The organism is Methylibium sp. T29-B (assembly GCF_000576225.1).
In the GTDB taxonomy this organism is placed as follows: domain Bacteria; phylum Pseudomonadota; class Gammaproteobacteria; order Burkholderiales; family Burkholderiaceae_C; genus Methylibium; species Methylibium petroleiphilum.
The window spans coordinates 1-11,917 of the sequence record NZ_AZSN01000112.1 but is presented as its reverse complement, the minus strand read 5'-3'; the positions used below and the strand labels follow the sequence as shown (position 1 = coordinate 11,917).

The following is an 11,917-nucleotide window of genomic DNA, read 5'->3' as shown; positions in this document are numbered from 1 at the left end:
CGCGAACCAGCGGCGCAGCGCCCGCAGGCGCCCGGCGCGCTCGCGCTTCTCGGCCCGGGCGGTCAGCGGCACCTGCTGCGGGTGCATCAGGTCGAAGGCCAGCTGGGCCGCGGTGTCGTGGCGCTTGTCGGCGCGCGGCTCCAGGCAGCGCAGCAGGATCTCCTGCAGCCACGGTGGGCAGTCGGGGCGCAGCACGCGCGGCGGCACCGGCTCGCGATAGAGCCGCTGGCGCAGGCCGGCGATGCTGGTCGGCTGGCCGAACGGGCGCTCGCCGGTTGTCAGGTGGTAGAGCATCACGCCGAGCGCGTAGAGGTCGCTGCGCGGCTCGTCGCGCACGAACTGGATCTGCTCCGGCGACATGTAGGGGCCGGTGCCCATCGGCAGCGTGAACTCCTCGTCCAGCAGATCGGGCAGGTGGTCGTGGCGCGACAGGCCGAAGTCCACCAGCACCGCCTCGGCCTCGCGGCCTTCGGCGTCGCGGCGGAACAGGATGTTGCTCGGCTTCACGTCGAGATGGATCACGTGCTGGCGGTGCAGGTCGTGCAGCGCGGTGGCGACCTTGGCGCCGATGGTCACCACCTCGTCGATCGGCAGCGGCGCGCGGTCCAGCCGCGGGCGCAGCGACTCGCCCGGCAGTTGTTCCATCACCAGGTAGGGCTGCGCGGTGAAATCGCCCTGCGCCACGTAGCGCGGCACGTGCGGCCCCTGCAGACGCGGCAGGATCATCTGCTCGACCTCGAAACCGACGATGGTGGCCGGGTCCTCGCCGCCCTTGATGCGCGGCAGCTTCATCAGCATCGGCTGCGCGTGGTCCGGGTGGGTGACGCGCCACAGGTTGGCCATGCCGCCCTGGTGCAGGTGCTCCTCGAGCCGGAAGCCGTCGACCACGGCGCCCGGCTGCAGCGGCACGGGACCGGCGCTGCCGCTCATCGACCCTCGATCAGCCGATCGGCCAGGCGATCCGGCAGGCCGGCCTCGCGCACCTTCGAGGCCGCCGTCTCGTGGTCGTAGGGCACGCGGTGGAAGCACAGGCTGCGCGTGTCGGTGTCGAAGAGCGCCCAGCAGGCTGCCGGATCGCCGTCGCGCGGCTGGCCCACCGAACCCGGCAGCACCAGCCACTGCCGGTGCGCCGGCACCGGGATCTCGACATCGGGCACCGGCACGAAATCACCGGACTTGCCGGTGCCGGCCAGGTGGTAGAGCCGCGGTTCGTGCACGTGGCCGATGAACACGTGGCGCGCTGCAGTGGCCTGCAGGCAGCGCACGGCGTCGTGCCGGCTGGTCACGTACTCCCAGCCGGCCGGGGCCCAGGTGTTGGCGTGGGCGAAGCCGCAGCCGTCCCGCTCGACGGTGAACGGCAGGGCGTCGAGGAAGGCGAGCTGATCGGCGTCGAGCCGCGCCCGGGTCCAGGCGATGACACGGCGCGCGTCGTCGACCATCGTCGGTCGCGGCCCCTGCACGGCGGACTCGTCGTGGTTGCCCTTGAGCACGATGGCGCCATTGCGGGCCAGCGCGCGCACCCGGTCGACGACCCAGGCCGGGTCGGCGCCGTAGCCGACCAGGTCACCGAGGATCGCGTAGTCGGTCGCTCCGCAGGAGGCGGCCGCGCCCAGGCAGGCCTCGAAGGCTTCGCGGTTGGCGTGCAGGTCGGTCAGCAGCGCGAGCTTCATGGCAGTGCACCGTCGGGCGACGCCGCAGCCTGCCGGCTCAGCCGATGCGGCCGAGCAACAGGTACTCCATCAGGGCCTTCTGCACGTGCATGCGGTTCTCGGCCTCGTCCCAGACCACAGACTGCGTGCCATCGATCACCTCGGCCTCGACCTCCTCGCCGCGATGGGCCGGCAGGCAGTGCATGAACAGCGCATCCGGGCGCGCCGCGGCCATCATCTCGCGGTCCACGCACCAATCGGCGAAGGCCTGCTTGCGGGCCTCGTTCTCGGCTTCGTAGCCCATGCTGGTCCACACGTCGGTGGTCACCAGGTGGGCGCCACGGCAGGCATCCATCGGGTCGGCGAAGACCTTGTAGCAGTGGGTGCCCGAGATGCCGGCCACGACCGGGTCGATCTCGTAGCCGCCGGGTGTGCTGACGTGCACCGTGAAGCCCAGGATCTCGGCGGCCTGCAGCCAGGTGTGCGCCATGTTGTTGCCGTCGCCGACCCAGGCCACGACCATGCCGCGCAGGCAGTCGGCCGCCTTCGCGCCGCCGTCCTGCGTACCGCGGTGCTCGATGTAGGTGAACAGGTCGGCCAGGATCTGGCAGGGGTGGAATTCGTTGGTCAGGCCGTTGATCACAGGCACCCGCGAATGCGCGGCGAAGCGCTCGAGCTTGGCCTGCTCGAAGGTGCGGATCATCACCAGGTCGACCATGCGGCTGATGACGCGTGCGCTGTCCTCCACCGGCTCGGCGCGGCCGAGCTGGCTGTCGCCGGTGGTCAGGTGCACCACCGAGCCGCCCATCTGGTACATGCCGGCCTCGAAGCTCACGCGTGTGCGGGTGCTGGCCTTCTCGAAGATCATCGCCAGCGTGCGGTCGAACAGCGGCGTGTACTTCTCGTAGTTCTTGAAGCGGCGCTTGATGATCGCGGCGCGCTCGAACAGGTAGGCGTACTCCTCGGCGCGGAGGTCCTTGAACTGCAGGTAGTGCTTCATGAGGCTGGAGCCGGGTTTCATGGCGCTCGGTCGGGCGGAGGTCGAGGGGCGGTGCACGGCTCAGGCGGCCGGCTTCGGCGGCTCGGCGAGGAAGCGGCGGATCAGCGGGCACAGGATCGCCACGACCCGATCGGCCTCGGCTGCGCTGAGGATCAGCGGCGGCACCAGCCGGATCACGCGGTCGGCGGTCACGCTGAGCAGCAGGCCGGCCTCGGCGGCGCGGCCGAGCAGCTCGCCGCACGGGCGCGCCAGCTCGATGCCGATCATCAGGCCCTGGCCGCGGATCTCGGTGACGCCGTCCGGCCCGCTCAGGTCGGCCAGTTCGCGCGCCAGCCCGGCGCGCAGCCGTTCGCCCACCGTCGCGGCGTTCTCGAGCAGGCGGTCCTGTTCCATCACGGCGAGCGTCTCGATACCGGCGCGCATCGCCAGCGGATTGCCGCCGAAGGTGGTGCCGTGGTTGCCCGGGCCGAGCACGCCGGCCGCGCGTGGGCCACACACCACTGCGCCGACCGGCACGCCCGAGCCAGGCCCTTGGCCAGCGGCATCACGTCGGGCTGGATGCCGGCCCACTGGTGGGCGAACCACTTGCCGGTGCGCCCGATGCCGCACTGCACCTCGTCGAGCATCAGCAGCCAGTCATGCTCGTCGCACAGGCGGCGCAGCGCCTGCAGGTAGGGCACGGTGGCGGGGTTGATGCCGCCCTCGCCCTGGATCACCTCGAGGAAGATCGCCACCACGTTCGGCCGCGTCTGGGCCGCTTCCTCGATCGCCGCCACGTCGTTCAGCGGCACCCGCACGAAGCCCTCCACCAGCGGCCCGAAGCCGGCCTGCACCTTGGGGTTGCCGGTGGCCGACAGCGTGGCGATCGAGCGGCCGTGAAAGGCCTTCTCGTAGACGATGATCTCCGGGCGGTCGATGCCCTTGTCGTGACCGAACTTGCGCGCGATCTTCAACGCGGCCTCGTTGGCCTCCAGCCCGGTGCTGCAGAAAAAGGCATTGGTCAGCCCGCTCAGATCGCACAGCCTGGCGGCGAGCTGCTCCTGCAGCGGCGCCTGGTAGTAGTTCGAGCAGTGGATCAGCTTGCCGATCTGGTCGGTCAGCGCCGGCACCAGCCTCGGGTGGGCGTGGCCCAGGGTGTTGACGGCGATCCCGCCCAGCGCGTCGAGGTACTCGCGGCCTTCGGTGTCCCACACGCGGCAGCCCTGGCCATGCGACAGCGCGAACGGCAGGCGGCCGTAGGTGTTCATCACGTGGGGGGACGGCGGCGGCTTCGGGACTTCGGGCGCGTTCATGAGCGGCTTCCTTGAATGAAAAAGGCGCAGTCCGTCACGGATGCTGCGCCTGCGAGATTCTACGGATGCCCGACGACAACGCAGCGACGCCATGCGTCTTGCTGGCTCGCACCGATTTGCCGATTGCACCTGCTGCACTGCAGCACAATAGCGTTGTCCATGGCCGCTCCCAGCGGTGCCCCGTCTGCGCCTGTCCGTGCCCACACCCGAACGCTCCAAACCGAGAGAAGTCTTCATCCAGGGCCTGACCCTGGACGGGCGCAGCTTCCGCCCCAGCGACTGGGCCGAGCGGCTGGCCGGCGCGATGTCCAGCTTCCGCCCCGGCGGCGCGCAGATGGGCCGCGCGGCCTACGTCGGCTATTCGCCCTACTGCGTGCCGAACGTGATCAACGGCATCAAGTGTGTGGTCGTCAACGAGGCGCTGCGCGAGCTGGAGCCGATGGCCTGGGACTTCGTCATGAACTTCGCGCGCGACAACCAGCTGCAGGTGGTCGACGCCTGCCTGCTGCCCGACGCGCCTCCGGCCGCAAGCCCGCGGCCCGGTCGCTGAGGCCCCATGAAAAAAGGCTCCTTGCGGAGCCCTTCTCGTTTCCCACCCGGATGCGGTTTCAGGCCGCCAGCGCCTTGATCTTGGCCGACAGGCGGCTCTTGTAGCGAGCCGCCTTGTTCTTGTGGAACAGACCCTTGTCGGCGATCGAATCGATCACCTTCTGGGCCGACTTGAAGGTTTCACCGGCCTTGGCCTTGTCGCCAGTGGCCACGGCCTTGAGCACGCCCTTGATGGCGGTGCGGAACTTCGAGCGCAGCGAGGTGTTGGCGGCGTTCAGGCGGACGTCCTGACGCACGCGCTTGCGGCCCGACGCGATGCGGACCGATTTCTTGACTTTGGAAGAGGTGGCCATTGTGTGACGGGGTTCCGGGGGGAAAGCCTGCGAGTATATCACCGGCCCCGAGGTCGTCCACGGGGCCAGGGGCCGGCGTGAACCGACGTTAGTAGGCACTTCTATACTCGCGCACCCATCCTGCCCGTCTGCCCCGCTCTCGACCCGCGATCGGCCAACCCATCCTCTCCATGAACCTGCTGCGCGCCGCGTCGACCGTCTCCCTGCTGACGCTGGCGTCGCGCATCACCGGGCTGGTGCGCGAGCAGATGGTGGCGGCGGCGTTCGGCGCGAGCGTGATGACGGATGCCTTCAACGTGGCCTTCCGCATCCCCAACCTGCTGCGCCGGCTGTTCGCGGAGGGCGCGTTCTCGCAGGCCTTCGTGCCCTTGCTGGCCGAGAGTCGCGCGCGCGATGGCGACGAGGTGACGCACGCGCTGATCGATGCCGTGGCCACCGTGCTGCTGTGGGCGCTGCTCGTGACCTGCGTGCTCGGCGTGGTCGCCGCGCCGGTCCTGGTGTGGGTGATGGCGCAGGGTCTGCAGAAGAGCGGCGGCTTCGACCTCGCGGTCGCCATGACGCGCTTCATGTTCCCCTACATCGGCTTCATGTCGCTGGTCGCACTGTCGGCCGGGATCCTGAACACCTGGAAGCGCTTTGCGGTGCCGGCGGCCACACCGGTGCTGCTGAACCTGTCGTTCATCGCCGCCGCCTGGTGGGGTGTGCCGTACTTCAAGGCCTGGGGCATCGAGCCGATCTACGCGCTCGCGCTGGGCGTCATGGTCGGCGGCGTGCTGCAGCTCGCCGTGCAGCTGCCGGCCTTGAAGCGCGTCGGCGCGCTGCCCAGCTTCGGCCTGTCGGTGGCGCGCCTGCGCAGCGCCTGGCACCACCCCGGCGTGCACCGCGTGCTGAAGCAGATGGCGCCGGCGGTCCTGGGCGTGTCGGTCGCCCAGATCTCGCTGCTGATCAACACGCAGATCGCCACGCAGATCGGCGCCGGTGCGGTGTCGTGGCTGACCTATGCCGACCGGCTGATGGAATTTCCGACCGCGCTGCTGGGCGTGGCGCTCGGGGTGGTGCTGCTGCCCCAGCTGTCGGCCACGCAGGCCGAGGGCGGCAGCGAGCGCTACGCCGCGCTGCTGGACTGGGGCCTGCGCCTGGTCGTGCTGCTGGCGCTGCCCTGTGCGGTGGCGCTGATCGTGTTTCCCGAGGCGCTGGTGTCGGTGCTCTACCACCGCGGCGCCTTCAGCGCCTTCGACGTGCACCAGACCGTCACCGCGTTGCGCGGCTACGGCGCCGGCCTGCTGGGATTGGTGGCGCTGAAGGTGCTGGCGCCGGGCTTCTACGCCAAGCAGGACATCCGCACGCCGGTCAAGGTGGCGATCGTGGTGCTGGTGCTCACCCAGTTGCTGAACCTGCTGTTCGTGCCGCGGCTCGGCCACGCCGGCCTGGCGCTGTCGATCGGTTGCGGCGCGCTCGTCAATGCCCTCTGGTTGCTGATCGGTCTGTACCGGCGCGGCAGCTGGCGGCCGGCGCCGGGCTGGCTGGCGTTCGGCAGCAAGGTGCTGGTCGCGAGCCTGCTGATGGGGGCCGGCTTGACCTGGGCGGCCCAGACCTTCGACTGGGTGGCGCTCGGCGCGCGCGAGCTGCAGCGGGCCGGCACGCTGGCGGCCGTGCTGCTGGCGGCGGCGGCGCTGTACTTCGGCACGCTGCTGGCGCTGGGCGTGCGGGTGCGGCACTTCGCGCGCCGCGGCTGAAGCGGTTCCGGTAGGACGCCGCCTACAGGGCGTCGCGCCAGCGTCCGGCCGACAGGCCGGAGCCGGCTGCCTACAGTGCTTCCAGGTCGCAGCGCATGCGCGGTGGCCTCGCAGAACCGAACCCAACCGGCACCCAAGCACACCGAGGAGAAGCCCATGAACACCGCCCGTTCCACGTTCGCCGTGATGGCCCTGAGCACTCTGTTCGCGCTGGCCGCCTGCCAGCCCGCCGAAGGCCCGGCCGAGCGCGCCGGCAAGCAGATCGACAACGCCGCCGAGAAGGTGGGCGATCAGGTCGAGAAGGCCGGCGACAAGATCAAGGACGCCACCAAGGAAGCGAAGAAGGAACTGAGCAACTGAGGCTGCGCCCGGGCGGCGGGCCGGGGTCGGCTCGCCGCCGCTGACGATCCGCTCTAGACTCGGTGCATGCCCGCACCGTTTTCCGTCGAGGTGCCCACCGCGCTCGAGCATTTCGCCGCGTTGGTGGCCGACGACGCCAGCCTCTCGCTCACCGAGGCCGCCATCTCGATCGCCCAGGACGAGCACCCGTTGCTCGACAGCCAGTCGGTGCTGGCGGAACTCGATGCGCTGGCCGATCGGCTCAAGCGCCGCATCCCGGCCGACGCGCCACCGGTCCAGAAGCTGCGCTTCCTGAACCGCTATTTCTTCCAGGAGCTGGGTTTCGCCGGCAACCTGAACGACTACTACGCCAGCGGCAACAGCTATGTGCACGAGGTGCTGCGCACCCGCTGCGGCATCCCCATCTCGCTCGCGATCATCTATCTCGAGTTCGCCGGACAGGTGGGGCTGACCGCGCGCGGGGTGTCCTTCCCCGGCCACTTCCTGGTCAAGGTGAGGATGCCGCAGGGCGAGGTGATCCTCGATCCCTTCTCCGGGCAGTCGCTGTCGCGCGACGAACTCGACGAGCGCCTGGTGCCCTACAAGCGGCGCCAGGGCCTGCAGGGCGAGTTCGACATGCCGCTGGGCCTGTTCCTGCAGGCGGCGTCGCCGCGCGAGGTGCTCGCGCGGCTGCTGCGCAACCTGAAGGAGATCCACCGCGCGTCCGAGGACTGGCCCCGCCTGCTGGCGGTGCAGCAGCGGCTGGTGCTGCTGCTGCCGCGCGAATGGGACGAGCGGCGCGATCGTGGCCTGACCCAGGCCGAACTGGGCGTCTGGGAGGCCGCTGCCGACGACCTGGACGCGTATGTGGCGCACAGCCCGCAGGCCGAGGACCGGCGCGCGATCGCCGAGCGCGCAGCCGAGTTGCGGGCGCAGGGCCGGCCGCGCCTGCACTGATCCGCCGCGGAGCGATCCCGGCACGGCCGGGGCGCCCCATAAAATCCGTCTTTCGCCGGAGCGGCCCGCCAGGCAGGGGCCGCCCACTTGCCGACGCCGGCTGCGCGTCGCCCGCCTCGTCGCCCGTTCACGACCTCACCCATGACCCTGACCGCCGCCCAAAAGCAGAGCCTGGCCTGGCTCGTCATCGGAGCTGCGCTGGCGCTCGCGCTGTGGTTGCTGGGGCCGGTGCTCACGCCTTTCGTCATCGCCGCGGTGCTGGGCTATGCGCTCAACCCGCTGGTCGACGGGCTGACGCGCCGGCGCGTGCCGCGGCCGCTGGCCGCCCTGCTGGTGGAGGTGCTGGCCCTGCTGGTGCTGCTGGCGGTGCTGTTGCTGATCGTGCCCATCTTCGTGAAGGAGCTGCCGGTGCTGCGCGACCAGATCCCGGAGCTGCTGACGCGGCTGGATCGCTGGTTGCAGCCGACGCTGGCGCGCTTCGGCGTCGACGTGTCGCTCGACGTGGCCAGCATCAAGGCCTTCATCCTCGGCCACGTGGGCGACAACACTGAGAGCTGGATCGCCACCGCGCTGGATTCCCTGCGCATCGGCGGCAGCTTCATGCTGGGCCTGCTGGGCGGCGCGGTGCTGCTGCCGCTGGTGCTGTACTACGTGCTGGTCGATTGGCCGCAGATCGTGGCCCGCGTGCAGGCGCTGGTACCGCCGCGCCGTCGCCCCGGCTTCGACAGTTTCATGGGCGACTGCGATCGCATGCTCGGGCAGTACCTGCGGGGCCAGCTGCTGGTGATGGGCATCCTGGCGGCCTTCTACAGCATCGGCCTGGCGCTGTTCGGCTTCGACCTGGCCCTGCCGGTGGGCGTGTTCACCGGCGTCGCGGTGTTCATCCCCTACGTGGGCTTCGGGCTCGGCCTGGCGCTGGCGCTGCTGGTCGGCCTGCTGCAGTTCGGCGGGCTGTACGGCATCGTCGCGGTGGCGGTGGTCTACGGCCTGGGCCAGGTGGTCGAGAGCTTCTACCTCACGCCGCGGCTGGTCGGCGAGCGCATCGGCCTGCACCCGATCACCGTCATCTTCGCGCTGTTGGCCTTCGGCCAGCTGTTCGGCTTCATCGGCGTGCTGGTGGCGCTGCCGGTCAGCGCGGTCGGCGTGGTGGCCTTCCAGCGCCTGAAGGCGCTCTACCTCAGCAGTCCGCTGTACCAGGGGTGATGCCGTCCGCATGAAGCAACTGCCCTTGCAGCTCGGGCCCGGCCCGGTGCAGAGCTTCGAGAACTTCGCGGTGGGCGCCAATGCGGCGGCCGTCGGCGCCGTGCGCGCGGCATCGGCCTCGCCGACCCCGCTCTACCTGTGGGGGCCGGCCGGTGCCGGCAAGACCCACCTGCTGCGTGCGCTGGCCCGCGAGGCGGCGGTGCAGGGCCGGCGCGTCGGTGCCTTCGGTCCGTCGCTCGAGACGCCCTGGACCTGGGGCGAAGGCGTCGACCTGGTGCTGCTCGACGGCTGCGACGACTTCGACGCTGCCCGGCAGCACGCCGCCTTCGCGCTGTTCGTCGAGGCCGCGACGCACCGTGTGCCGGTGGTCGCGGCCGGGCGCCTGCCGCCGGTCGACCTGCCGGTGCGCGAGGACCTGCGCACGCGCCTGGGCTGGGGGCCGGTGTTCCAGCTGCTGCCGCTCTCCGAGGCGGAGATGCGCGTCACGATGCAGCGCGAGGCAGGCCGCCGCGGCATCGCGCTGTCGGACGACGTGACGGGCTATCTGCTGACCCGTTTCGCGCGTGATCTCGGCTCGCTGATGGCGCTGCTGGACGCGCTGGACGAATTTGCGCTCAGCGAGCAGCGCGCGGTCACCGTGCCCCTGCTCAAGCGCATGCTGGCCGAGCAGACCACGAAGGAAGGTGCATGAATCTCTGCCTGTTCGATCTCGACCACACGCTGCTGCCGCTGGATTCCGACCACGCCTGGGGCGAGTTCGTCGTGGCGCTGGGCTGGGCCGACGGTCCCGAGCAGCGGCGCGCCAACGACGCTTCTATGCGCAGTACCAGGATGGCACGCTCGACATCGCGGCGTACGTCGAGTTCGCCACCCGCGCATGGCGCGGGCGCCCGGCCGCCGAGCAGGCGGCAGCCCACGATCGCTTCATGCGCGAGCTGATCCGCCCGGCGATCCGGCCCGAGGCGCTGGCACTGGTGCGCGAGCACCAGCAGCGTGGGGAGCTGACGGCCATCGTCACCGCGACCAACGAGTTCGTCACCCGGCCGATCGCGGCAGCTTTCGGCGTCGAGACGCTGATCGCGGTGGAACTCGAGCGCGACGCGGCCGGCGCCGTCACCGGCCGCATCCACGGCACGCCGTCGTTCCGCGAGGGCAAGACGGTGCGTGTGCAGCAGTGGCTGCACGGCCTGGGCCGGCGTGTGCAAGACTCCGAGCGCGTCACCGTCTACAGCGACTCGACCAACGACCTGCCGCTGCTCGAACTCGCGACCCACCCGGTCGCGACCAACCCCTCGCCGGCGCTCGAGGCGATCGCCCGTGAACGCGGGTGGCCCCTACTGAAACTGTTCCCATGATCAAGAGACTCATCAACAAGTTGCTCGGCAAGGGCGACGACGGCGAACCCAGCGCCGCCCGCCCCGGCAAGGGCCAGGCCAAGGCCGGCAAGCGCGTCGAGGTGGCGCAGGCCGAGCACGGCATCGACCCGGCGCTGGTCGACGACCGCGCGCTGAAGGTGGTGGCCACGCTGCACGAGGCCGGCTACGAGGCCTACATCGTCGGCGGCGCGGTGCGCGACATGATGCTGGGCCTGCGGCCCAAGGACTTCGACGTCGCCACCAACGCCACGCCGGAGCAGGTCAAGGGCCTGTTCCGCCGCGCCTTCATCATCGGGCGGCGCTTCCGCATCGTGCACGTGGTCTACGGCCGCGGGCGCGAACACGAGGTCATCGAGGTGTCGACCTTCCGCGCCTACCTCGACGCGGCCGCGGCCGAGCAGGTGGCCGGCAACGAGAAGACCTCCAAGGCCGAGCTGTCCGGCAAGAGCCACGTGGTGGACGCCAGCGGCCGCGTGCTGCGCGACAACGTCTGGGGCCCCAGCACGAAGACGCCGCGCGGCGCGACTTCACCGTCAACGCGCTCTACTACGACCCGCAGACGCAGATCGTGGTCGACTACCACGGCGGCATCGCCGACGCGAAGAAGCGCGTGCTGCGCATGATCGGCGACCCGGTCACGCGCTACCGCGAGGACCCGGTGCGCATCATCCGAGTGGTGCGCTTCGCGGCCAAGCTGGGCTTCGAGATCGAGCCCAAGACGCGCGCGCCGATGCGCGACTGCGCGGCCCTGCTCGAGGCGGTGCCGATCTCGCGGCTGTTCGACGAGATGATCAAGCTGCTACAGACCGGCCATGCGCTGGCCTCGATCGCCCAGTTGCGCAAGCAGGGTCTGCTCGGGTCAGGCCCCGACGCGCCGGGCATCTTCCCGCTGCTCGACGCGGTGCTGGCCGACGCCGGGCGCAACCCGGCCCGCGCCGCCTTCATCGACGCCGCGCTGGCCGACACCGACCGCCGGGTCGGCGAGGACAAGCCGGTCGCACCGAGCTTCCTGCTCGCCTGCCTGCTGTGGCACGAGGTGCTGGTGGGCTGGGAGCGCGCCAAGGCCCAGGGCGAGCCACCGTTCCCGGCGCTGCAGCTGGCGATCGACGGCGTGTTCGACATGCGCATCGGCGACATCTCGGGCCGCGGCAAGCTCGGTACCGACATGCGCGAGATCTGGATGATGCAGCCGCGCTTCGAGCGCCGCAGCGGCAGCACGCCGCTGAGCCTGGTGGAGCAGCCGCGCTTTCGCGCCGGCTTCGACTTCCTGCGCCTGCGCGCCGACACCGGCGAGGTGGAGCCCGAGCTGGCCGAGTGGTGGGAAGACTTCTCGCTCGGCGACGACGAGGAGCGCCGCGCCCTGCTCGAGCTGGCGCGCGAGCAGGACCAGGGCCGTCGTGCGGCTGGCGGCAGCATGGGCCGCAGCGGCGGACATCACACCGGCGGCGGCGCGATCCGCTCGG

The 11,917-nt window shown here is 70.7% G+C and carries 10 protein-coding genes and 3 pseudogenes; 8 read left to right on the top strand and 5 right to left on the bottom strand.

Annotated features, from left to right (window positions below):
* The 4 genes and pseudogenes from Y694_RS15650 to Y694_RS15635 all read right to left on the bottom strand — a co-directional run.
* Window positions 1–930: serine/threonine-protein kinase (locus Y694_RS15650; RefSeq protein WP_036234124.1), on the bottom strand; the 930-nt coding region annotated here is incomplete at its 3' end.
* Window positions 927–1,670 carry a metallophosphoesterase gene (locus tag Y694_RS15645; RefSeq protein WP_036234121.1) on the bottom strand — a complete coding sequence of 248 codons (744 nt, stop codon included), beginning with the start codon at window positions 1,668–1,670 and terminating at the stop codon, window positions 927–929. The genes Y694_RS15645 and Y694_RS15650, both read right to left, overlap by 4 nt.
* Before the next feature lie 37 nt (window positions 1,671–1,707).
* Complete coding sequence (argF, locus tag Y694_RS15640; protein WP_011830606.1) at window positions 1,708–2,670, bottom strand: ornithine carbamoyltransferase; 963 nt, start codon at window positions 2,668–2,670, stop codon at window positions 1,708–1,710.
* Between the two features lie 39 nt (window positions 2,671–2,709).
* A pseudogene (locus tag Y694_RS15635) lies at window positions 2,710–3,941 on the bottom strand (aspartate aminotransferase family protein).
* 196 nt (window positions 3,942–4,137) lie between these two features.
* On the opposite strand from Y694_RS15635, the gene Y694_RS15630 reads away from it, so the two are divergent.
* Window positions 4,138–4,491, top strand: coding sequence for a DUF3579 domain-containing protein (locus tag Y694_RS15630; protein WP_231497718.1), 354 nt, complete (start codon window positions 4,138–4,140; stop codon window positions 4,489–4,491).
* A gap of 58 nt (window positions 4,492–4,549) precedes the next feature.
* Here Y694_RS15630 and rpsT read toward each other — a convergent pair whose 3' ends face one another.
* The gene (gene rpsT / locus Y694_RS15625) at window positions 4,550–4,843 is read right to left on the bottom strand and encodes a 30S ribosomal protein S20 (RefSeq protein WP_011830603.1); all 294 of its coding nucleotides are present in this window, start codon (window positions 4,841–4,843) and stop codon (window positions 4,550–4,552) included.
* Between the two features lie 170 nt (window positions 4,844–5,013).
* On the opposite strand from rpsT, the gene murJ reads away from it, so the two are divergent.
* The 7 genes and pseudogenes from murJ to pcnB form a co-directional block, all read left to right on the top strand.
* A complete protein-coding gene (gene murJ, locus Y694_RS15620) occupies window positions 5,014–6,579 on the top strand; it encodes a murein biosynthesis integral membrane protein MurJ (RefSeq protein ID WP_036234118.1) in 1,566 nt (521 codons plus the stop codon).
* Window positions 6,580–6,735: 156 nt separating this feature from the next.
* Complete coding sequence (locus Y694_RS15615; protein WP_036234115.1) at window positions 6,736–6,939, top strand: hypothetical protein; 204 nt, start codon at window positions 6,736–6,738, stop codon at window positions 6,937–6,939.
* Window positions 6,940–7,005: 66 nt separating this feature from the next.
* Window positions 7,006–7,875 carry a SirB1 family protein gene (locus Y694_RS15610; protein ID WP_036234113.1) on the top strand — a complete coding sequence of 290 codons (870 nt, stop codon included), beginning with the start codon at window positions 7,006–7,008 and terminating at the stop codon, window positions 7,873–7,875.
* A 141-nt stretch (window positions 7,876–8,016) separates the two neighbouring features.
* The gene (locus Y694_RS15605; RefSeq protein WP_011830599.1) at window positions 8,017–9,078 is read left to right on the top strand and encodes an AI-2E family transporter; all 1,062 of its coding nucleotides are present in this window, start codon (window positions 8,017–8,019) and stop codon (window positions 9,076–9,078) included.
* Between the two features lie 10 nt (window positions 9,079–9,088).
* Window positions 9,089–9,769 (top strand): DnaA regulatory inactivator Hda, encoded by a 681-nt coding sequence (gene hda / locus Y694_RS15600; RefSeq protein ID WP_036234110.1) that lies wholly within the window; start codon window positions 9,089–9,091, stop codon window positions 9,767–9,769.
* Window positions 9,766–10,433: pseudogene (locus tag Y694_RS15595) on the top strand (HAD family hydrolase). Before hda ends, Y694_RS15595 begins: the two are co-directional and overlap by 4 nt.
* Window positions 10,430–11,917: pseudogene (gene pcnB, locus Y694_RS26550) on the top strand (polynucleotide adenylyltransferase PcnB); the annotation flags it as partial. The pseudogenes Y694_RS15595 and pcnB, both read left to right, overlap by 4 nt.

What these genes read in the sequence shown, in the direction of transcription:
- Y694_RS15645 (WP_036234121.1), bottom strand. Translation starts at nt 1,670, where the DNA reads ATGAAGCTCGCGCTGCTGACCGACCTGCACGCCAACCGCGAAGCCTTC.
- argF (WP_011830606.1), bottom strand. Translation starts at nt 2,670, where the DNA reads ATGAAACCCGGCTCCAGCCTCATGAAGCACTACCTGCAGTTCAAGGAC.
- rpsT (WP_011830603.1), bottom strand. Translation starts at nt 4,843, where the DNA reads ATGGCCACCTCTTCCAAAGTCAAGAAATCGGTCCGCATCGCGTCGGGC.
- murJ (WP_036234118.1), top strand. Translation starts at nt 5,014, where the DNA reads ATGAACCTGCTGCGCGCCGCGTCGACCGTCTCCCTGCTGACGCTGGCG.
- Y694_RS15615 (WP_036234115.1), top strand. Translation starts at nt 6,736, where the DNA reads ATGAACACCGCCCGTTCCACGTTCGCCGTGATGGCCCTGAGCACTCTG.
- Y694_RS15610 (WP_036234113.1), top strand. Translation starts at nt 7,006, where the DNA reads ATGCCCGCACCGTTTTCCGTCGAGGTGCCCACCGCGCTCGAGCATTTC.
- Y694_RS15605 (WP_011830599.1), top strand. Translation starts at nt 8,017, where the DNA reads ATGACCCTGACCGCCGCCCAAAAGCAGAGCCTGGCCTGGCTCGTCATC.
- hda (WP_036234110.1), top strand. Translation starts at nt 9,089, where the DNA reads ATGAAGCAACTGCCCTTGCAGCTCGGGCCCGGCCCGGTGCAGAGCTTC.